Origin of the sequence: Streptomyces sp. NPDC029526 (assembly GCF_040637405.1) — a bacterium.
In the GTDB taxonomy this organism is placed as follows: Bacteria; Actinomycetota; Actinomycetes; order Streptomycetales; family Streptomycetaceae; genus Streptomyces.
In genome coordinates, this window is the sequence record NZ_JBEZWE010000009.1 from 47,204 (window position 1) to 67,635 (window position 20,432).

Annotated in this window: 15 protein-coding genes and 1 riboswitch; of the genes, 9 read left to right on the plus strand and 6 right to left on the minus strand. The window is 73.0% G+C overall.

Going from position 1 to position 20,432, the window contains the following annotated elements; translation table 11 throughout:
• Position 1 precedes the first annotated feature (1 nt).
• Positions 2 to 415: an energy-coupling factor ABC transporter substrate-binding protein gene (locus tag AB0F01_RS20140; protein ID WP_362097309.1), complete on the minus strand. Its 414-nt coding sequence runs from the start codon at positions 413 to 415 to the stop codon at positions 2 to 4.
• Positions 412 to 1,203, minus strand: a complete 792-nt coding sequence (locus tag AB0F01_RS20145; protein ID WP_362097312.1) for an energy-coupling factor ABC transporter permease — start codon at positions 1,201 to 1,203, stop codon at positions 412 to 414. Before AB0F01_RS20145 ends, AB0F01_RS20140 begins: the two co-directional genes overlap by 4 nt.
• A 29-nt stretch (positions 1,204 to 1,232) precedes the next feature.
• A riboswitch (cobalamin riboswitch) is annotated at positions 1,233 to 1,417 on the minus strand.
• Positions 1,418 to 1,599: 182 nt separating this feature from the next.
• On the opposite strand from AB0F01_RS20145, the gene AB0F01_RS20150 reads away from it, so the two are divergent.
• From AB0F01_RS20150 to AB0F01_RS20170, 5 genes are read left to right on the plus strand one after another with little or no spacing between them, the layout of a single operon-like run.
• Positions 1,600 to 3,189: an ABC transporter substrate-binding protein gene (locus tag AB0F01_RS20150; RefSeq protein WP_362097315.1), complete on the plus strand. Its 1,590-nt coding sequence runs from the start codon at positions 1,600 to 1,602 to the stop codon at positions 3,187 to 3,189.
• A 20-nt stretch (positions 3,190 to 3,209) separates the two neighbouring features.
• A complete protein-coding gene (locus AB0F01_RS20155; protein ID WP_362097664.1) occupies positions 3,210 to 4,178 on the plus strand; it encodes an ABC transporter permease in 969 nt (322 codons plus the stop codon).
• A 5-nt stretch (positions 4,179 to 4,183) separates the two neighbouring features.
• A complete protein-coding gene (locus tag AB0F01_RS20160) occupies positions 4,184 to 5,080 on the plus strand; it encodes an ABC transporter permease (RefSeq protein ID WP_362097318.1) in 897 nt (298 codons plus the stop codon).
• Entirely contained in the window at positions 5,077 to 6,054 is a 978-nt protein-coding gene (locus AB0F01_RS20165; RefSeq protein ID WP_362097321.1) for an ABC transporter ATP-binding protein, read from the plus strand. Before AB0F01_RS20160 ends, AB0F01_RS20165 begins: the two co-directional genes overlap by 4 nt.
• Positions 6,047 to 6,739 (plus strand): ATP-binding cassette domain-containing protein, encoded by a 693-nt coding sequence (locus tag AB0F01_RS20170; RefSeq protein ID WP_362097324.1) that lies wholly within the window; start codon positions 6,047 to 6,049, stop codon positions 6,737 to 6,739. The genes AB0F01_RS20165 and AB0F01_RS20170 overlap by 8 nt, the downstream gene beginning before the upstream one ends.
• Positions 6,740 to 6,957: 218 nt before the next feature.
• Here AB0F01_RS20170 and AB0F01_RS20175 read toward each other — a convergent pair whose 3' ends face one another.
• Together AB0F01_RS20175 and AB0F01_RS20180 are read right to left on the minus strand one after the other, a co-directional pair.
• A complete protein-coding gene (locus AB0F01_RS20175; RefSeq protein WP_362097327.1) occupies positions 6,958 to 9,630 on the minus strand; it encodes a SpoIIE family protein phosphatase in 2,673 nt (890 codons plus the stop codon).
• A 420-nt stretch (positions 9,631 to 10,050) separates the two neighbouring features.
• Positions 10,051 to 10,965: a LysR substrate-binding domain-containing protein gene (locus tag AB0F01_RS20180; RefSeq protein WP_362097330.1), complete on the minus strand. Its 915-nt coding sequence runs from the start codon at positions 10,963 to 10,965 to the stop codon at positions 10,051 to 10,053.
• A 96-nt stretch (positions 10,966 to 11,061) separates the two neighbouring features.
• On the opposite strand from AB0F01_RS20180, the gene AB0F01_RS20185 reads away from it, so the two are divergent.
• The 3 genes from AB0F01_RS20185 to AB0F01_RS20195 are packed head-to-tail and all read left to right on the plus strand — an operon-like array spanning position 11,062 to position 13,597.
• Positions 11,062 to 12,288, plus strand: coding sequence for an acetyl-CoA C-acetyltransferase (locus tag AB0F01_RS20185; RefSeq protein WP_362097333.1), 1,227 nt, complete (start codon positions 11,062 to 11,064; stop codon positions 12,286 to 12,288).
• Positions 12,288 to 12,956: a 3-oxoacid CoA-transferase subunit A gene (locus tag AB0F01_RS20190; protein ID WP_362097336.1), complete on the plus strand. Its 669-nt coding sequence runs from the start codon at positions 12,288 to 12,290 to the stop codon at positions 12,954 to 12,956. The genes AB0F01_RS20185 and AB0F01_RS20190 overlap by 1 nt, the downstream gene beginning before the upstream one ends.
• The gene (locus AB0F01_RS20195; RefSeq protein WP_362097339.1) at positions 12,953 to 13,597 is read left to right on the plus strand and encodes a 3-oxoacid CoA-transferase subunit B; all 645 of its coding nucleotides are present in this window, start codon (positions 12,953 to 12,955) and stop codon (positions 13,595 to 13,597) included. The genes AB0F01_RS20190 and AB0F01_RS20195 overlap by 4 nt, the downstream gene beginning before the upstream one ends.
• Before the next feature lie 243 nt (positions 13,598 to 13,840).
• On the opposite strand, the gene AB0F01_RS20200 is transcribed toward AB0F01_RS20195, so the two are convergent.
• On the minus strand, positions 13,841 to 15,463 hold the full coding sequence (locus AB0F01_RS20200) for a transporter (protein WP_362097342.1): 1,623 nt from the start codon (positions 15,461 to 15,463) through the stop codon (positions 13,841 to 13,843).
• Positions 15,460 to 15,828: a hypothetical protein gene (locus AB0F01_RS20205; RefSeq protein ID WP_362097345.1), complete on the minus strand. Its 369-nt coding sequence runs from the start codon at positions 15,826 to 15,828 to the stop codon at positions 15,460 to 15,462. The genes AB0F01_RS20200 and AB0F01_RS20205 overlap by 4 nt, the downstream gene beginning before the upstream one ends.
• A gap of 821 nt (positions 15,829 to 16,649) precedes the next feature.
• Here AB0F01_RS20205 and AB0F01_RS20210 point away from each other — a divergent pair.
• Positions 16,650 to 20,327, plus strand: a complete 3,678-nt coding sequence (locus AB0F01_RS20210) for a LamG domain-containing protein (RefSeq protein WP_362097347.1) — start codon at positions 16,650 to 16,652, stop codon at positions 20,325 to 20,327.
• Positions 20,328 to 20,432: the final 105 nt, after the last annotated feature.

Genomic DNA, 20,432 nt, shown 5'->3' on the forward strand with positions numbered 1-20,432 from the left:
ATCAGACCCGCCGCTCGCCGGCGTCGTCCCCGGGGCCGGGGACCGCGTCCGCCCGCGCGCCCGGACCGGCTGCCGTGACCCCCGCGTCCGCCCCTGTGGCAGTGGAGGCCGACGCCCGCTCCTCGCCCTGCCGGCGGCCCCGCCGCAACCCGAAGTAGTACGCGAGGACGCCCGCGCCGATCGCCGCCTGGAGGGCGAACAGGGCCGACTCGACCTCTCCGGACGGGGGTTCGTACAGCGGCGAGAACCACGGTTCGTAGTCCGGGGCGATCTCGGTGATCGCCGTCTCCGCCTCGGCGTCCGCACCGGCGAAGGGCTCCTCCTTGTGGTCGCCGAGCCCGAACACCAGCGGGATCACCGCGAGCACGACGACGGCGAGCAGCAGCAGCGTGTTGATCCTGGCGTTCCGGCTCATCGGGTCACCGCCCCGGAGGTCGTACCGGAGGCGCCGGGAGCACCAGAAGCGCCAGAAGCGCCCGAAGTGCCGGACGCGCCGGACGGGTGGGACGGGTCCGCGGCGTCCGCCGTCCCGCGCCCGGCCCGCGTCACCAGCACGCCGAGCCGGGTCAGCTCGCCCCGGCTGGAGCGCACCAGCAGGCGCATCACCAGCACGGTGAGCAGTCCCTCGCTGACCGCCAGCGGGATCTGGGTGACGGCGAAGACGGCGCCGAACGTGCCGAGCGCGCCGGCGAAGCCGCTGCCCGGGTCGGGGAAGGCGAGCGCCAGCTGCACGCTGGTCACGCAGTACGTCGACAGGTCGGCGGTGAACGCGGCGGCGAACACCGCGCCCATCAGCGGCACGTCCGCGCGGCGCAGCAGCCGGTAGACGCCGTACCCGGCCCACGGTCCGACGACCGCCATCGAGAAGACGTTGGCGCCGAGCGTGGTCAGGCCGCCGTGGGCGAGCAGCAGCGCCTGGAACAGCAGGGTGATGGTGCCCAGGACCGCCATGACCGGCGGCCGGAACAGGATGGCGCCGAGTCCCGTCCCCGTGGGGTGGGAGCAACTGCCGGTCACCGACGGCAGTTTCAGCGCGGACAGCACGAACGTGAACGCTCCGGAGGCGCCCAGGAGCAGGGTGCTCTCGGGATGGTTCCTGACCTCACGGACGAGCGACCGGGCTCCGTGGACGACGAACGGCGCCGACGCGGCACCCCAGGCGACCGCGTGCGCCGGTGGCAGAAAACCCTCGGCTATGTGCATGGCTCAGCAGACCCTCTCCAGCACCTCGTGGATGGTTGACGCGCCTTGGCCGGTCTCCTGGCTGACGGGTACCACCGCCCGTGCTCCGCCTTCCCGGGTCCCGAAGGACCCAGTGGCCGCCCGTGGGGGCAGGAGCAGGACTTCCCGATCACAGTGGCGAGGGCCGCACCGGTGTCGCACCGGATTTCCCGTCACCAAGGCGTGGCGACAGTAGTGCCCGTTCCCGTCCGGTGACAAGCGGTCACAGGGGGCGCACGCACGGCGCCCGGGCTGCACGGACGCCGCGCGCCCCGGAGTGAGGGGGTGCGCGGGGACTGGGGGGAGCCGGTATCGGGTAGCCCCTTGCTGCAACTAATATGCAACAACGATGATCGGTCAACTGGAGTGTGAGGTTCGATGACGACCCGACGCGTACGGAGCGCCGCCGTCGCCGCGGTGATGGCGGGCACGGTCGCCGCCTGCTCGGCACCGGGCAGCGGCGGTGCGGACGGCGGTGCAGCCGCCGACGCCGTGGTGATCGGGGTCCCCTCCGAGCCGGACACCCTGAACCCGCTGCTCGGCTACGGCAAGGACGGCAACTCCAAGATCTTCGACGGGCTGCTGGCCCGCGACGCGGAGATGAACCTCCGGCCCGCCCTCGCCAAGGACCTCCCCGAGGTCGCCGACGACGGCCGCACCTACACCTTCACCCTCCGCGACGACGTGAAGTTCAGCGACGGCGAGCCGCTGACCAGCGAGGACGTCGTCTACACCTACCGCACGGTGCTCGACGACAAGACCAACAACACCGCGAAGAGCGAACTGGACGCCATCAAGGAGGTCCGGGCCGACGGCGACCACAAGGTCGTCTTCACCCTCGACTACCCCTACGCGGCCTTCGCCTCCCGCACCGTGCTGCCCATCGTCCCCGAGCACGTGGCCGGAAAGCAGGACCCCAACACCGGCTCCTTCAACACCCGGCCGATCGGCACCGGACCGTACGTCCTCACCGACTGGCGCAAGGGCGAGAAGCTTACCTTCAAGGCCAACCCGGACTACTGGGGCGGCGCCCCCAAGGTGAAGAAGCTCACCATGGCGGTCATCGCCGACGACGACGTCCGCGCCACCCGGCTGCGCTCCGGCGACCTCGACGGCGCCACCCTGCCGCCCAACCTCGCCGCCACCTTCGAGAAGGACGACGACCGCAGGACGTACCGGGCCACCTCCTACGACTTCCGCGCGGTCACCCTCCCCACCGAGCACCCCGTCACCCGCGACACCGCCATCCGCCGGGCCCTGGACCTCTCCGTCGACCGCAAGGCCATGGTCGACAAGATCCTCGACGGCGCCGGCCGGCCCGCCTACGGCCCCCTCCCCGTCGACGACTCCTGGTTCGCCGAGGACGTCGAGCGCCCCCGCGACCTCGACCGCGCCAAGAAGATCCTCGACGACGCCGGCTGGAAGCCCGGCAAGGACGGCATCCGCGCCAAGGACGGCCGCCGCGCCGCGTTCACCCTCTACTACCCCTCCGGCGACAAGGTCCGCCAGGACCACGCCCTCGCCTACGCCTCCGACGCCAAGCAGGCCGGCATCGACGTCACCGTCGAGAGCGGGACCTGGGAGGTCATCGAGCCCCGCATGAAGCGGGACGCCGTCCTCGCCGGCTTCGGCAGCGTCGGCGACCCCGACTTCGGCCTGTACACCCTCCTGCACTCCTCCCTGGCAGGCGACGGCTTCAACAACATGGCCCGCTACGACGACCCGGCCGTGGACAAGGCCCTCGACGCGGGCCGCCGCACCCGCGTCCAGGCCGAGCGCGAGGCCGCCTACGACGACCTCCAGCGCGCCCTCGTGAAGAACCCCGGCTACACCTTCCTCACCCACATCGACCACCTCTACGTCCTCGACGACGACTGGGACGGCCTGACCACCCAGACCGAACCGCACGAGCACGGCTTCGCCAGCGGCCCCTGGTGGAACGTCGAGGACTGGAAGCCGAAGAAGTGAGCACCCTGCCCTGGGCGGCGATGGGACGGCTCGTGGCACGGCGGGCCCTGTTCGCCGTGCCCGTGCTCCTCGTCGTCACCTTCGGCGCGTTCGCCCTCGCCGCCGCCTCCCCCTTCGACCCCGTGAAGGCGTACGCGGGCACCGCCGCCCTCGGCGCCGACCAGGAGACCCTGGACCGGCTGCGCGAGAACCTGGGCGTCGACCGCCCCCTCACCGCCCGCTGGTGGGACTGGCTGACCTCCGCCGTCACCGGCGACCTCGGCCAGTCCACCGTGATGCGCCAGCCGGTCGCCGAGGTCATCGGCGAACGGCTGCTGTGGTCGACGCTGTTGTGCGCCGTCGCCTTCGTGGTCGCCGTCCTGCTCGGCACCCTGCTCGGCGTGCTGGCCGCCCGCCGCCCCGGCTCGCTCGTCGACCGGGCGATCACCTCCGTGTCGTACTCCCTGGAGGCCGCCCCGGTCTTCTGGATCGCCCTGCTCGCCATCTGGCTGTTCGCCCTGAAACTGGACGTCCTGCCGGCCGGCGGCCTCACCGACACCGGCAGCGACCACGTCACCGCCGGACAGCTCGCCACCCACCTCGTGCTGCCCGCCGGCGTCCTCGCCGTCTCCCAGCTGCCCTGGTTCACGCTCTACGTCCGCCAAGGCGTCGGCGACGCCCTCGCCGAGGACCCCGTGCGCGGCGCCCGCGCCCGCGGCCTCGCCGAACGCACCGTCCTGCTCGGCCACGCCCTGCGCTCCGGCCTGCTGCCCGTCCTCACCCTGATCGGCTCCCGCGTCCCCGAACTCATCACCGGCGCCCTGCTGGTGGAGACCGTCTTCAGCTGGCCCGGCATCGCCGCCGCCACCGTCGAGGCCGCCACCGCCGTCGACTTCCCGCTGCTGGCCGCGCTGACCACCCTCGCCACCGCCGCCGTCCTCGCCGGAAACCTGCTCGCCGACCTGCTGTACGGACTCACCGACCCGAGGGTGAAGCTGGATGAGATGTGATCCCCATGGCTGACACCACCCTGGAGAAGACCCCCCTCCCCGGGCCCGCCCCGCGCGGGCGCGGCACCGCCCGCCGCTCCACCCACACCCTCCGGCTGCGCGTCTCCGCCACGCTGGTCGCCCTGACCGTCCTCGCGGTACTGCTCGTCCCGCCGCTGGCCCAGCTCGACCAGCAGGCCGTCGACCTCTCCGCGAAACTCCTACCGCCCAGCTGGTCCCACCCCTTCGGCACCGACGACGTCGGCCGCGACCTCCTGCTGCGCTGCGTCTACGGCCTGCGCGTCTCCCTGCTCGTCGGCCTGGTCGCCGCGCTCACCGCCACCGTCATCGGCACCGCCGTCGGCGCCACCGCCGGCGCCCTAGGCGGCTGGGTCGACCGGCTGGTGATGCGCGTCGTCGATGCCATCGCCTCCGTGCCGCACCTGCTGCTCGGCATCTTCATCGTGGCCATGTTCCGGCCCGGCGTCTGGCCCGTGGTGATCTCCGTCGCCCTCACCCACTGGCTGTCCACGGCCCGCATCGTGCGCGCCGAGGTGCTGTCCCTGCGCTCCCGCCCCTACATCGACGCGGCCGTCTCCGGCGGCGCCTCCCGGTGGCGGGTCGCCCTGCGCCACCTGCTGCCCGGCGTCCTGCCCCAGGCCGGACTCGCCGCCGTCCTGATGGTCCCGCACGCCATGTGGCACGAGAGCGCCCTGTCCTTCCTCGGCCTCGGCCTGCCCCCGCACACCGCCAGCCTCGGCACCCTCATCCAGGGCGCCCGCGGCTCGCTGCTCGCCGGACAGTGGTGGCCCACCCTGTTCCCCGGCCTCTTCCTGATCATCCCCACCCTCGCCATCGCCGGGCTCGCCGGAGTCTGGCGGGAACGGATCAACCCCCGCCGCCGATCGGAGCTCACGCTGTGACCGCGTCACCCCCCGTGCTGTCCGTCCGCGGCCTGACCGTGCGCTTCCTGATGCCCGGCGGGCGTCAGGTCCCCGCCGTCACCGACGCCCACTTCGACGTCACCCCCGGCGAATGCCTCGCCCTGGTCGGCGAGAGCGGCTGCGGCAAGTCCGTCCTCGCCTCCGCCCTCCTCGGCCTGCTCCCCGCCAACGCGCGCACCGCCGGCCACGCCCGCCTCGGCGACCTCGACCTGCTCACCGCCGACGAAGCCACCCTGGCCGGCAGCGTCCGCGGCCGCCGCATCGGCCTCGTCCCGCAGAGCCCCGCCGCCCACCTCACCCCCGTCCGCACCATCCGCGCCCAGGTGGAGGAGACGGTCGCCGAACTCACCGGCGTCCGCGGCCGGGACGCCCTGCGCGAGGCCGCCGAACAGGCAGCCGCCCGCGCCGCGTTCCCCGCCGACCACCTCGACCGCTACCCGCACGAACTCTCCGGCGGCCTCGCCCAGCGCGCCGCCACCGCCCTCGCCCTGATCGGCGACGCGCCCCTGCTCCTCGCCGACGAACCCACCACCGGCCTCGACCGCGACCTGGTCGAGCGCACCGTCGACGAACTGCGCCGCCACGTCGACGCCGAACAGGGCCGCGCCCTGCTGATGATCACCCACGACCTGGCCGCCGCCGCCCGCATCGCCGACCGGGTCGCCGTCATGTACGCGGGACGCATCGTCGAACTCACCCCGGCGGACACCTTCTTCGGCGCACCCGGCCCCCGCCACCCCTACAGCCGCGGGCTGCTGGACGCCCTCCCCGAGCGCGCCTTCACCCCCATCCCCGGCCTGCCCCCCGAACTCGGCAGCCTCCCCGACGGCTGCGCCTTCGCCCCCCGCTGCGACCGCGCCACCCCGGCCTGCGCCACCGTCCCGGTCCTGACCGCGTCCGTCGCCTGCCACCACCCGGTCCCGGCCCGCACCCCGGAGGACGCCCGTGCTTGAACTGCGCACCGTCACCGCCGGCTACGACCGCCGCGCCCCCGCCGTCCGGGGCGCCTCCCTCACCGTCGCCGCGGGCGAATCCGTCGGCCTGCTCGGCCCCAGCGGCTGCGGCAAGTCCACCCTCGCCCGGGTCGCCGCCCTGCTGCACCGCCCGGACGCCGGGACCGTCCTCCTCGACGGCACCCCCGTACGGCACTGGCGCCACCGCGCCCCGCGCGCCGCCCGCACCGCCTTCGGCGTCGTCTTCCAGCAGCCCCGGCTCTCCGCCGACCCCCGGCTGCGCCTGACCGACCTGATCGCCGAACCGCTGCGCGCCACCGGCCGCCGCGAGGAGATCCCCGCCCGGGTCCCCGAACTCGCCGGGACGGTCGGCCTCACCCCCGACCTGCTCACCCGCCGCCCCCACGAGGTCAGCGACGGCCAGCTCCAGCGCGCCTGCCTCGCCCGCGCGCTGGTACTGAAGCCGCGCCTGCTCATCTGCGACGAGATGACCGCGATGCTGGACGCCTCCACCACGGCCGCGCTGGTGGCCGTCGTCGAGGACTACCGCGCGGCGACCGGCGCCGCCCTGCTCGCCGTGGGCCACGACCAGATCCTCCTCGACCGCTGGTGCGACCGCACGGTGCACTGGGACACCGTGACCGCCCCGTCGGCGGCGGGGGCCGGGGCGGTCCTCACGAAGTAGCGGCACCCGGGCGGGACGGCTCCCGCCGCCGGGGCGCCGGGGTGGGACGGCCGGGAGGCGCGGAGGTGTCGAGGCGGGAAGACCGGGAGGCGGGCCGCCCGGGCGGGACGACCGGAGGCGCCGGCACCCGGGGGAGCAGTCCCGAGGCGGGGACGCCGGGCAGGGCGTCCGGCGGGGGCGCCCGGATCAGGGAGATCGCCTGCTCCCCGCCGCCGGGTTCACAGCGTCACGTCGGCCCACTGCGCCAGCAGGTCGTCGTCGCTCACCGGCTCGCCGGGCTCGCTGCCGCCGTCCAGCAGCTGCTCGGTCCAGATGACCTTCCCGCCGGGCGTGTACCGGGTGCCCCAGCGCTCCGCGTACCGGGCGACCAGGAACAGGCCCCGTCCGCCCTCGTCCGTGGCCGACGCGTACCGCAGGTGCGGCGAGGTGCTGCTGCCGTCGGACACCTCGCAGATCAGATGGCGGTCCCGGAGCAGCCGGACGTGGATCGGCGAGGTGCCGTAGCGGATCGCGTTGGTGACCAGCTCGCTGAGGATCAGCTCGGTGGCGAACCCCACCTCCGCCAGCCCCCACGCCTCCAGCTGCCGGGCGACCTCCGCGCGGACCCGGGACACCGCCGACGGCTCCCTCGGCACGTCCCAGTCGGCCACCCGGTCCGCGTCCAGCACCCGGGTCCGGGCCACCAGCAGCGCCACGTCGTCGGTGGCCCGGTCCGGCGGCAGCGCCTCCAGCACGGCCCGGCAGGTCTCCTCCGGCGCCCGCCCGGGCCGGGACAGCGCACCCTGCAGGAGCGCCAGGCCCACGTCGATGTCCCGGCCCCGCTTCTCGACGAGCCCGTCGGTGTAGAGCACCAGCTGACTGGCCTCGGGCACGCGGATCTCGGCCGACTCGAAGGGCAGCCCGCCCAGGCCCAGCGGGGGACCGGCCGGCAGGTCGACGAACGTGGTGGTGCCGTCCGGGTGGACCAGCGCGGGCGGCGGATGCCCGGCCCGGGCCATGGTGCACGCGCCGGAGGCCGGGTCGTAGACCACGTACAGGCAGGTCGCCCCGATCAGCGTCTCGTCGTCCCGTCCCGCCTGCTCCCGGTCCATGCGCGCCACCAGGTCGTCCAGCCGGGCCAGCAGCTCGTCCGGCGCCAGATCCAGCGTCGCGAAGTTGTGCACGGCCGTGCGCAGCCGGCCCATGGTGGCCGCCGCGTGCAGCCCGTGCCCCACCACGTCACCGACCACCAGCGCGACCCGGGCGCCGGACAGCTCGATCACGTCGAACCAGTCACCGCCCACCCCGGCCTGCGCGGGCAGGTAGCGGTGCGCCACGTCCAGTGCGCTCAGCTCGGGCAGGTCCCGGGGCAGCAGGCTCTGCTGGAGCGTGACCGCCATCGTGTGCTCGCGGGTGTACCGGCGGGCGTTGTCGAGCGCCACCGACGCCCACGCGGCCAGCTCCTCCGCGAACGCCGTGTCGCCCTCGTCGAACGGCTCCTCCCACCGCGACCGCCAGAAGTCCACCACCCCCAGCAGCCCGCCGCGGGCCCGCAACGGCACCGTGATCAGCGAGCCCCCGCCGTTCGCCAGGACGTTCGCCGCCTCGTCCGGGGCGTGCTCCCGCCACTCCTCGGCGGCGGTGAGGTCCTTCTCCAGCACCGCCCGGCCGCTCTCCACACTCCGTGCCTGCGGCGTACCGGGCGGGAAGCTGACCTGCCCGCCCACCGGCACCAGTGGCCTGTCGGACGCGACCCCGCTCACGGCCACCCGCCGCAGGCCCGTGGACGTCCCGGACGGCTCCTCGCCGCGCAGCACCGCCTCGCTCAGCTCGACCGTGACCACGAAGGCGAACCGCGGCACCGCCACGTCGGCGAGCTCCTGCGCGGTGTTGCGCAGATCCAGGGTGGAGCCGATGCGCGCCCCCGCGTCGTAGAGCAGCGTCAGCCGCTCGCGCGCCACCTCCGCCCGGCCCGACAGCGTCCGCAGCTCGGTGGTGTCGCGGAGCGTCACCACGCTCCCGGCGCGCCCGCTGACGGGCGCGGGCGTGGTGCGGCGCTTGTTGACCGCCAGCAGACGCCCGCCCGCCTGGTGCACCTCGTCGGTGGCCGTGCGGTCCGAGGTCAGCATCTCCAGCAGCCCCGGCTCCAGGCCCAGCTCGCCGACCTCCCGCCGCTCTGCGTCCGGCGGCAGGTCCAGCAGCCGCCGCGCCTCGTCGTTGGCCAGCACCAGCGCCCCGTCACCGTCCGTGATCAGCACGCCCTCCCGCACCGCATGCAGCACCGCGTCGTGGTGGTCGTACATCCGGGTCATCTCCACCGGACCCAGTCCGTGGGTCTGGCGCAGCAGCCGCCGGCTGACCAGGGCCGTGCCGGCCGCGCTCAGGGCGAGCGCCCCGACGGCCGCCCCGACCAGCACCGGCAACTGCGCCGTCGTCATGCTCGCCACCTTGTCCACGGTGATCGAGACCGCGACGGTGCCCAGCACCGTGCCGTCGCGGTCGGTGACGGGCACGTAGGAGGCCACGGCATCGCCCTCGGTGGTGTCGAAGTTCTCCGTGCGCGGCTCGCTCGGCAGGTTGAGCGCGTTCGGGTCGAACTCGCCGATCTCCGCCGGATCCGGGTGGGTGTAGCGCAGCCCGGTCGGCGAGAGCACCACGATCAGGTCGACCCCGCTCTCCCTGCGGACCCGCTCGATGTAGGGCTGGAGCTCCGCCGTCGGATCGGGTGCCTGGAGGTTCTCCACCATGTTCGGGGCGTACGCCAGTGTCCTGGCGATGTCCATGGAACGGGCCCGCGCGTCCCGCGTGCCGTCCCGCTGTGCCTGGAGGAGGAGGGCGGCCAGGGCGGCGGCGATGACCAGGGCGACGACCAGCACCTGGAGCAGGAAGACCTGGCCGGCCACACTGCGCACCCGGAACAGCGAACGCAATCGGCCCGTGGGCGGTTCCCGGGACCCCCTCCGGGCGCCGTCCCCCGTTCCTTCCCTGGCCCGCCGCCGGCTGGGCGCCGCCGCCCTCGCCCCCCGGGCGCCGAGGAGGCGGGGCGACAGAACCGGGGGGCGCCGGGAATCACCGCTCACTGTCCCGATTCCCTCCTTCTGCGCGTCCTGACCTGCCGGAAGCGCCGAAAAGTCGTTCGCCATGCTCACGAATGTGTCAACGGTACTCTTTTCGGGCGGTGGCGTCGTGTCGCGGCCGGAAATGCGCCGGGCGGCTGGGGTGAGGCGGAGTCGCGGCGGAGCCCATGTGGGGGACCGGGAGTCCCTCCGCACCAGCCAGGGACTGGCGGCACCGCCCCGGGCCGGCCCGACTCTCCCCCTTCCGAGCCCGGCTCACTCCTTTCGCCCCCGACCCTCCGTCCCGCTCGCCGCCACCCTCGCCAGGCACTCCACGGCCCGTGCCACATGGGGCTCGACCCGGTCCCGGCGGACCGCCACCAGTTCGACCGGCGGAACGCCCTGCAACGGGAGCCAGACCACCCCTTCCAGGGCCAGCGCCCGGGCCGGCTCGGGAAGCACCGCCAGGCCGAGGCCGGCGGCCACGAACGTGAGCAGGGTCGACGTCTCGGCCACCTCCTGCACGGCCCCGGGAGCCACCCGCGCCTCGGACACAGCCCGCGTGACCACGTCGAACATGGCGGACCGCCCACCGCCCGGATGCGTGAGCAGCGTCTCGCCTCCCAGGTCCCGGACGAAGGCCCGCCGCCGTCGTGCCAGCGGATGCTCGTCCGCGACCGCGAGCACGAGCCGGTCGGACCGCAGCCGGGTGACGACGACACCCGCCCGGTCGGCGGGGGGCCGCATCAGCCCCAGGTCGACGGTGCCGTCCCGCAGCGCAGCGATCTGGTCCGCGGTGAGCATCTCGCCGCGCACGGCCAGATCGACCGAGGTCAGCTCGGCCCGCAGGGCACGCGCGAAACGCGGCAGCAGCGAATACGTGGCCGACCCGACGCAGCCGACCACCAGACGCCCCTCCAGCCCCGCCTCGATGCGGCGCGCGTCCCGCTTCGCCCGCTCCACGCGCGCCAGCACGTCCCGCGCGTGCCGCAGGTACGCCTCTCCGGCCGCGGTCAGCGCCACCCGCCGGGTCGTACGCTCCAGCAGCCGGGCCCCCACCGACTCCTCCAGCCCCCGGACGGCCTGGCTGAGCGGCGGCTGCGCCATGTGCAGCCGCTCGGCGGCCCGCCCGAAGTGCAGTTCCTCCGCGACGGTCACGAAGTAGCGCATGCGCCGCAGCTCATCGGTCATGTCCGCCAGGATAGCCACCACTCATATCCAGGCAGATATCAATCAACGCGATTTTGATATTTCCCCTACCGATGGCCGCTGACTACCGTTCCCGGTATGAAGTCTGCTTCCGACGTGGTCGTCTGCCACCCGCTGCGCACCCCGGTGGGCCGCTTCGGCGGCGCGTTCGCCGGACTCCCCGCGACCGAACTGGCCCGGCAACTGCTCCGCGCCCTCGCCGACCGCGCCGGACTCGGCGAGGGCGACGTCGACGACGTGGTGCTCGGCAACTGCTACCCCAGCGGCGAGAACCCCGCCATCGGCCGCATCGCCGCCCTCGACGCCGGACTCGGCACCGCGGTCACCGGACTCCAGCTCGACCGCCGCTGCGGATCCGGCCTCCAGGCCGTCCTGTACGCGGCCGGAACCGTCGCCACCGGCGCCGCCACCACGGTGGTCGCCGGGGGAGTGGAGTCGATGAGCCAGGTCGAGCACTACGCGCTCGGCGTCCGCCAGGGCGTCAAGGCCGGCAGCCTCGAACTGTGGGACCGGCTCGACCGGGCCCGCCAGACCGCGGGCGGACGCGACCACCCCGTCCCCGGCGGCATGATCGAGACGGCGGAGAACCTGCGCCGCGAGTACGGTCTCACCCGCGAGGAACAGGACGCCCTCGCCCTCGCCTCGCAGACCCGCGTCGGCCGCGCGCAGGCCGAGGGCCGGTTCGCCGACGAGATCGTGCCGGTCACCGTGCCCGCCACCCGCCGCACCCCGGAGCGGGTCGTCGACACCGACGAGCACCCGCGCCCCGGCACCACCGCCGAGGACCTGGCGAAGCTGCGCCCCGTGCGGGCGAAACTGGACCCCGACGCGACCGTGACCGCGGGCAACTCCAGCGGCCAGAACGACGGCGCCGCGATGTGCCTGGTCACCACCCGCGCCGAGGCCGAACGCCGCGGCTGGGAACCCCTGCTCGCGCTGCGCGCCTGGGCGGTCGCCGGCGTCGGCCCGGAACGGATGGGCATCGGCCCCGTCCCGGCCACCGCCGCCGCGCTCCGACGCGCCGGACTCACCCTGAACGACCTGGACCTCATCGAGCTGAACGAGGCGTTCGCCGCCCAGGTGCTCGCCTGCCTGCGCGAGTGGGACATCCCGGCGACGGACGAGCGGCTCAACCCCAACGGCTCCGGCATCTCCCTCGGCCACCCGGTCGGGGCCACCGGCGCCCGCATCCTGGCCACGCTGGCGCACCAGCTGCGCCGCAGCGGCGGCCGGTACGCGCTGGAGACGATGTGCATCGGAGGCGGTCAGGGCCTGGCCGCCGTGTTCGAAAGGGCTGACGCGTGATGCCGACCTTCCACACCGACCCGGCCGAGGCCGTCCGCTGCGTCCGCGACGGCGACGTCGTCATGGTCGGCGGGTTCGGCGCCGCCGGACAGCCCGTCGAACTCATCGACGCGCTCATCGCCTCCGGCGTCGGCGACCTCACCATCGTCAACAACAACGCGGGCAACGGCGACATCGGCCTGGCCGCGCTGATCGCCAAGGGCAGGGTCCGCAAGGTCGTCTGCTCCTTCCCCCGCCAGCACGACTCCTGGCACTTCGACGCCGCCTACCGGGCCGGCACCATCGAACTCGAACTGGTCCCGCAGGGCACCCTCGCCGAACGCATCCGCGCCGGCGGCGCCGGCATCGGCGGCTTCTTCACCCGCACCGGCTACGGCACCGTCCTCGCCGAGGGCAAGGAGACCCGCGTCATCGACGGCGTGGGATACGTCCTGGAACAGCCGCTCACCGCCGACGTCGCCCTCGTCAAGGCCGACACCGCCGACCGCACCGGCAACCTCGTCTACCGCAAGACCGCCCGCAACTTCGGCCCCGTGATGGCCACCGCGGCCGCCACCACCGCCGTCCAGGTCCGCACCGTCGTCGACACCGGGGCCCTCGACCCCGAGCACGTCGTGACCCCCGGCATCTTCACCGACCACGTCGTCACCCTCGGAGGCCCGGCATGAGCAGCACCGCACCCCTGCGCGACCGCGACGCGCTCGCCGCGCTGATCGCGGCCGACATCCCCGCCGGCTCGTTCGTCAACCTCGGCATCGGGGCGCCGACCCTCATCTCCAACCACCTGCGTCCCGAGCAGCGCGTCACCCTGCACACCGAGAACGGCATGCTCGGCATGGGCCCGCTCGCCGCCGACGACGAGGTCGACGCCGACCTCATCAACGCCGGCAAGCAGCCCGTCACCGAACTCCCCGGCGCCTCCTACTTCCACCACGCGGACAGCTTCGCCATGATGCGCGGCGGCCACCTCGACTACTGCGTCCTCGGCGCCTATCAGGTCTCCGTCCGCGGTGACCTCGCCAACTGGTCGACGGGCGCCCCGGGTTCCATCCCGGCCGTCGGCGGCGCCATGGACCTCGCGGTCGGCGCCCGCCGCACCTTCGTGATGATGGACCTCTTCGCCAAGGACGGCCCCCCCAAGCTGGTCGAGGAGTGCACCTACCCCCTCACCGGCCTGGCCTGCGTCTCCCGCATCTACACCGACCACGGCATCTTCGACATCGACACCGACGGCGTCCGTGTCCGCGACCTCTTCGGCACGAACCGCGAGGACCTGGAGGAGCGGCTGGGGCTGCGGTTCGTGGGGTGAGTGCGGAGAGGCAGAGGTCGGGGGCAGGGACCGGGACCGGGACTGAGGACCGGGGGTCGGGGGAGGGGGCGCGAAGGGGGCGGGGATGGCTCCGACGTCCCCGCCCCCTCACGCAACGAGCCCCCTCACGCAACGAGCCCCCTCGCGCACGCCGGCACCGACCGCGCGGCCACCCGGCCGACCGGCCGAACGGCCCGACCCGGGGGCGGCCGGGGCGGGACGGACCGGCCCGCAGCGTCGGCCTCAGCCGGCGGCGCGCGTCCGAGCGGGACGCTCCGCGTGGGGTTGCCGGCCCTCTGCCTCCCCCTGCTGTCCGCCCCGTCCCGAGCCACCCGGAGCCCGCCGCCGGTCCGTGACGCTGCCCAGCCAGCCCAGCAGGAACCCGGCCGGCACCGTCACCAGGCCGGGGATCGTCACGTCCCACACCCTGAAGTCGTAGGCGGGGAACAGCGATTCGGGCGTGCCGGAGGTGTACGGCGACAGCCCGAGCGCCGCGACGCACACCGCCGCCGCGCCCCACAGGCACCACAGCGCACCGCGGGCGGTGAACCCCGGCCAGTACAGGGCGTACAGCAGTACGGGAGCCAGGGCGGCACCGCAGATGGCCAGCCAGAGCGTGGAGAGGACCACGAGGTTCCAGTCGGCGGCGACGACCGAGGCGAGCGTGGCGACCACGCCGGTGGCCGCCGCGGCCCACCGCGAGGCGGAACCGTCCGCCCGGCCCGTCGGGCGGGTCCCCGCGAGTTCGCCGTACGCGCCCCGCACGTCCCGGCCCAGGGCGATGCCGGCGGCGAGCGTCACGTCCACCACGGCCGCGAGCGCGGTGAGGAAGAGGACGCAGGCCAGGGCGGCGACGAGCACCCCACCGCCGTCGAGGACCTGCCCCAGCAGCAACGGCGTGGACACCTGCGCCGCCGGACCGGCCTCCCGCAGCACCTCACCCACCAGCGCCGCCGCCCCCACGCCCACCACGGCCAACGCGGCGTACAGCAAGGTCAGTTCGCCGAGCATCCACCGCCCGGCCGTACGGGCACCGCGCGGGCTCTTCGTCGAGATCACCCGCATCAGCACGGCGGGCATCGCCAGGGTCGCCATCGACATCCCGAAGGTCTGCCCGATCCGGTTCACGGCCCCCACCCACCCGTCACCGGTGTAGCCACCGGGCCGCAGGTACGCCTCACCCAGCCCCGAGCCGTGCGCGGCGGCGCCGAGCAGCCGCCCCAGGTCCCCGTCGAACCGGTGCAGCACCAGCAGGGCGGCGATCACCAGCACGGGCAGGGCGATCACCGACTTGGCGATCATCACCACGCCGGTTCCCCGGATGCCGCCGCTGACGGCCAGCGCCGTCATCACGCACCCGAACACCACGATGCAGCCGGCCCGGATGCCGGGCTGCCCGACCAGCGCGGCGGTGACGTTGCCGACCACCACCAACTGCACGACGAGCAAGGGGAAACAGACGAGCAGGGTCACTGCGCCCCACGACAGCCGCACGGCCGGCCCGCCGCTGCCCCGCGCGTCGAGCAGGTCCACCGCCGTCACCGAGGAGTGCCGCCGCAGCGGCTCCACGACCAGCACGAGGAGCAGCACCACCCCGATCAGGCTGCCCAGCATCACGCCCAGCCCGTCGAAGCCGGACACGGCCACCATGCCCACCAGTACGGTGACCGTCGCCACCGTGGTGGTGTCGCCGCCCATCGCGATGCCCTGCTGCCAGGACCGCAGCCGACGGCTGTCGGACCGCACCAGCGCCCGGTCGTCCTCGTCGGCCCCCGTGATCACGCACAGCATCAGGCAGACGACGACGAACACGGAGACCACGGCGAACACCAGGGACCGCGACGAGGTGTCGAGCAACCCGTTCACGACCACCTCCGCGCACCCGGCCGCCGCCCGGCCACGTCGACCCGCCGCCCATACACCACCAGCGCGTGCACCCCGACGGCGAACGGCACCACGGCCAGCACCACCCCCAGGCTCAGCGCCCCGGCGACACGCACCCCGTACACGTCCGGCCCGAACGCCCCCACCAGCACGAACGCCAGCCAGACACCGACGACCCGCCCTCCGACCCGCAACCCGACACCCAGGGACGTCGACTCGTCGACGGGTCCGGACGCCTCCGCCCCGGGCTCGGACACCGGCGGGGGCGGCGGCGGTGACGGTGGCGCGTCGGCAGCGGGTACGGCGGGGTAGGGCGCCCCGTGCCAGGGCTGTGGTCCGAAGGACATCCGAGCGGCTCCACTCACGTTGGCCCGACACCACGAGCAGGCGGCGCGGGGCGGATGTGGGGGGTGGGTGACTGACCGCGGAGTCAACCAGACCTCCGCGGGACCACGGCTCAGCCGGGCGCAACTCTGTTCCGCCGCCCAATCCGAAGCCGCCCGGACGGTGACCGGGCACTGCGCGATGGTGAGCGGGTGCGGTCGGGACCTTGCGGTCGTGAGCGCGCGCCGGGGACCGACGGCCGGTCACGGCGAGCGCTCCACCGTGCCTGCCCGGTGGGCGTCCGGGCCGCCCACCAGTGGCCGGAGAACGGGGACGACGCGACGCCGCACCACCTGGTTGCCCATGCGCGAGGACCGGTCGAGTCCGCTCGTGCGCTCCTCCTACCAGCGCGCATTCCGCAGGTTCCACCTCGTGAAACACATCACACTGCGGTGCACAGGTCGGAAGGTGAAGGTCAGAGCACAACTGCGTGTTGCACAGCGTCACTTCACCGGAAGTGGAGGCCGTGCCTCACCTGGCCGAGCACAGGTTCGGTCCGGCTTTGCGATGTTATTTCCACGGTGCGGAACGTGCTCGTGGGACGTTCGTGTCTGCCGGTTCCGGCCGGCCGGTGACGCAGAGCTTCCCTTGGGGTGCGGGTGGGGGCGGCGTCAAACCGCACAAACGTACGTGAACTCGTCCGGCCGAGGTCGGGAGGTGCGAGGCCCGGGGTGCGCCAAAGCGCTTGACTCCAAGGAGTGAAACAGCTTTGACTCTGCGCCACTTGTGCAAATTTTGAAACTCTGGGGTAGAGGCTGTGGATTCTAGGGCGGGGGGCACAGTCATGCCCAAACGTCGTCGCGGGAGACGGATGTACCGCGGGGTGTCGGTCATAGGTGCGTCTGTTCTGGCGCTGTTGGCGACGGCGCTGGTGCACCCGCCCACGGCCCGGGCATCGGCGTCGACGGCGGACGCCGTACAGCTGTCAGCGGGGCAGAAGGCGCTCGCGGAGGCCCAGAAGTCCGGTAGCCGGGTCGAGGTGACGGAGCAGCGCTCCGAACGCACCACGGTCTTCGCCAATGCGGACGGACACACCTTCACCTTGCAGGAATCATCGGTTCCGGTACGTGTCTCCCGGCCCGGGGGTGGCTGGGAGAAGCCGGATGCGACGCTGGAGAAGCGCGCGGACGGATCGATCGCTCCGAAGGCCGCGGCTCCGCAGATCGTGTTCTCCAGCGGTGGCGGCAAGGATCCGCTGGCGCGGATCGCCAGCCAGGGCCGCTCGATCGAGCTGAGCTGGCCCGGCAGCCTGCCCGAGCCGCAGCTCGACGGTGCACGTGCCGTGTATGCCGAGGTGCTGCCCGATGTGGACCTGAAGGTCACCGCGACGGTGGAGAGCTTCCAGCACGTCCTGGTGGTCAAGACCCCTGAGGCGGCGGCCGGCGAGGAGCTGAGAAAGCTCACCTTCGGCCTGAAGACGAAAGGGCTCGAGGTCCGGGAAGGCGCATCGGGAAGCCTCGCCGCGGTCGATCCGAATGGCCAGACGGTGTTCAAGGCACCGCCCGCCCGTATGTGGAACTCGGCGGGCCAGGCGCACGCGCAGCCGTCCGCGCTTCACATGACGCGTGCGGCGGCGGACGAGACGGCATCGTCCGACGCGGGCCCGTCCGACCCCGCTGAGTCGGCCCCGTCCGGTTCCGGCCTGGAGCCGGGCCAGGGTGACCAGGTGGCGACGATGGATGTGGAGGTCGGCAAGGGAACTCTGTCGATCACCCCGGACAGCACACTGCTCGCCGAGAAGGACCCTTCTGCCTTTCCGCTCTTCATCGACCCGTCGGTGACCTGGGGCGAGGCGGAACGGACGCTGCTGCGGTCGGACGGCTACGAGTCCTACGGCTGGGGCAACGGCGATGACGGCATGGGCAAGGGCGCCGGCAAGTGCGGTACCTGGAACGGCTACTACTGCGGTCCGGGGTACGTGCAGAGGCTGTACTTCGAGTTCTCGCCCGCGAGCCTCAAGGGCAAGCACGTCCTGGACGCGACCTTCCGGGTCACCGAACCGTGGGCGTTCCAGTGCGCCCCGCGCTGGGTGGATCTGGTCCGCACCAACAACATCTCCTCCTCCACCACGTGGTCCTCGCGCCCCAAGGCGCTGGATCTGATGGGCGATCGGCATGTCTCGGCAGGGCGGGGCGACCTGTGCAGCCCGGGACTGCCGGATGCGGCGATCGAGTTCAACGACAACCCGGAGGAGACGAACGAGAACCTCACCCCGACCGTGAAGAACTTTGCGGCGGGCAAGTTCTCCCGGCTCACGCTGGAGATCCGGGCGCACGACGAGTCGGACACCTCGGCGTGGAAGCGGTTCAAGAACGACGCCGTGCTGGAGGTGAAGTACGTGGCCAAGCCGGCCACGCCCACGCAGGTGGGCATGGTCTCCGGCTCCGGTTACGTCTGCTCCACGGACGCGGCCAACCCCAGCATCGTGTCCGACCCGACCCCGCAGGTGCAGGGGCGCCCCCGGACTGCGGCCGGCGGTGAGAAGGGAGCGAGCCTGCGCATCCGGTGGCGCACCGAAAAGTACAGTGGCTCGGCGTGGACGGTTGCCCACACCGATGTGGACGGCCCGTCCACCGGGTACGTCGGGAATCTGGTCAAGCAGACGCGCAGCCTGCCCACTCTCCAAGAGGGCGTGAAGTACCGGCTGAAGGCCCTGACCCTCTCCTATTACGAGAACGGTGGCCATCGGCAGAACACCGGCTACACCAGCCCGTGCTATTTCGTGATCGACTCGAGCGCGCCCAAGGCTCCGCAGATCACCGTGGGCAGTCCCTACACCGTGTGCACGGCCAACGCCTGCGTGGCCGGTGGTGGCCCGGGGGTGAAGGGCACCTTCACCTTCAAACCCGCCTCGGGGGACACCGGCGTGGTCTCGTATCAGTACACGCTGTCGGGCATGACGACGTGGCCGACGGCCAACGGATCGTCCGCGACGGTGCAGTTGACTCCTCCGCAGACGGGAACGTACACGCTGTGGGCCCGGGCGAAGGACGGCGTCGGCCGTTACGGAGCCTGGACCGCGGTCGACTTCCTGGTCGCCGCCGGGGCGGGGCCGATCGCGCGGTACCACTTCGACGAGACCGAGGGCGTCGCGATCGACGCGGCCACCGAGGACGGCAAGGACGACGCTGTCCTGAGTGCCGGGGCGAGCCGGCCCAACTACGGGCGGCGCGGTCTGATCACGCATGACGCGCAGGGGCAGCCGCTGGAGACTCCGGCCGACGACAGGGGCCTGATGCTGGACGGTGCCGGCGGTCATGCGGCGACCAGCGACCCTGTGGTGGAGACCCGGTCCTCGTACACCATCTCCGCATGGGCACGGGTGACACCGGGGGCGAAGGGAACCCGGACCGTACTGAGCCAGGACGGCGGCAACATCAGCCCGTTCTACGTCTCCTACGGCGCGGACGGGATCAAGGACTGGAGTCTGCGGGTGCTGACCGTGAAGGACGGCTCCTACACCTGGAACAAGGCTCGTGCCAAGCAGACCAGCCCCACCGGTGTCTGGACGCATGTGACGGCGAGCTTCGACGCCGACGCCAACAAGGTCCGCCTCTACGTCAACGGAGTGTTCCAGTCCGAGGTGGACGCCGGCGCACCGTGGTCGGCCACGGGCGGCCTGCAGATCGGCAGGGCGAAGTGGAGTGGCAACTACGTCGACCACTTCGACGGCGTGGTGGACGAGGTCACGGTCTGGCAGCGCACGCTCACACCGGAGGAGATCGCCGATGACGCCAGAGTCCTGGTTTCGGAACAGTTCGCCGGCGTGGAACTGATCGCGGACTGGAACCCCACCCGCGGCGTCGACGGCACCACGGTCAAGGACACCGTCTCCTCCTACGGGAAGAGTCTCACGCTGGCCGGAGGCGCTTCGGTCACCGACGACGAGATCGTCCTCGACGGTGTCGACGACGCCGCCACGGCCGCAGGCCCCGTGGTGGACGGCAGCGGTTCCTTCACGGTGACCACCGGTGCGACCCTCGACGGAGCGAAGCTGCTGACCAAGGACGTCGGTTACATCGGGCAGATCACGGGCCAGCGCACCGCGGACGGCTCCGCATGGGGCCTGTGGTTCGAGCTCACGGGCAAGAAGACCGTGATGGACGAGGACACCATGGAGGAGATCACGGTGCCGGAGGGCAAGTGGCACTTCGGCCGTCTCGAGTCCGACGGCACGTTCTCCTCCGTCACCTCCGAAGAGACCGCGAGCGTGGACAGTGTCGCACGGCTGACGGGCGTCCACGATTCGGTGGCCGGCACGATCAGTCTCTACGTCGGCTACAGCCAGAACGGCGATGCCACGGCGTACACGGCACAGATCGGCAGTGGCGAGTTCGCTCTCGGCAAGGCGTATGCGAGCGGGGGCTGGAAGCACTTCCTGCCCGCTCGGATCTCCGAGGTGCGTCTGTGGGTCGGCGCGATGGCCAGTGCCGAGCAGGTCGAGGCCGCGGTGGGCGACTGACCCGCAATGGACGGTCGGGCAGCCGGTCATGGCGGCTGCCCGACCACCGCGCGGCCGCACAGCGCGGCCGCTGCCCCAGCTTGATTGTTACTCCAGCTCTCGTGA

What these genes read in the sequence shown, in the direction of transcription:
- AB0F01_RS20140 (WP_362097309.1), bottom strand. Translation starts at nt 415, where the DNA reads ATGAGCCGGAACGCCAGGATCAACACGCTGCTGCTGCTCGCCGTCGTC.
- AB0F01_RS20145 (WP_362097312.1), bottom strand. Translation starts at nt 1,203, where the DNA reads ATGCACATAGCCGAGGGTTTTCTGCCACCGGCGCACGCGGTCGCCTGG.
- AB0F01_RS20150 (WP_362097315.1), top strand. Translation starts at nt 1,600, where the DNA reads ATGACGACCCGACGCGTACGGAGCGCCGCCGTCGCCGCGGTGATGGCG.
- AB0F01_RS20155 (WP_362097664.1), top strand. Translation starts at nt 3,210, where the DNA reads ATGGGACGGCTCGTGGCACGGCGGGCCCTGTTCGCCGTGCCCGTGCTC.
- AB0F01_RS20160 (WP_362097318.1), top strand. Translation starts at nt 4,184, where the DNA reads ATGGCTGACACCACCCTGGAGAAGACCCCCCTCCCCGGGCCCGCCCCG.
- AB0F01_RS20180 (WP_362097330.1), bottom strand. Translation starts at nt 10,965, where the DNA reads ATGACCGATGAGCTGCGGCGCATGCGCTACTTCGTGACCGTCGCGGAG.
- AB0F01_RS20185 (WP_362097333.1), top strand. Translation starts at nt 11,062, where the DNA reads ATGAAGTCTGCTTCCGACGTGGTCGTCTGCCACCCGCTGCGCACCCCG.
- AB0F01_RS20190 (WP_362097336.1), top strand. Translation starts at nt 12,288, where the DNA reads ATGCCGACCTTCCACACCGACCCGGCCGAGGCCGTCCGCTGCGTCCGC.
- AB0F01_RS20195 (WP_362097339.1), top strand. Translation starts at nt 12,953, where the DNA reads ATGAGCAGCACCGCACCCCTGCGCGACCGCGACGCGCTCGCCGCGCTG.
- AB0F01_RS20205 (WP_362097345.1), bottom strand. Translation starts at nt 15,828, where the DNA reads ATGTCCTTCGGACCACAGCCCTGGCACGGGGCGCCCTACCCCGCCGTA.
- AB0F01_RS20210 (WP_362097347.1), top strand. Translation starts at nt 16,650, where the DNA reads ATGCCCAAACGTCGTCGCGGGAGACGGATGTACCGCGGGGTGTCGGTC.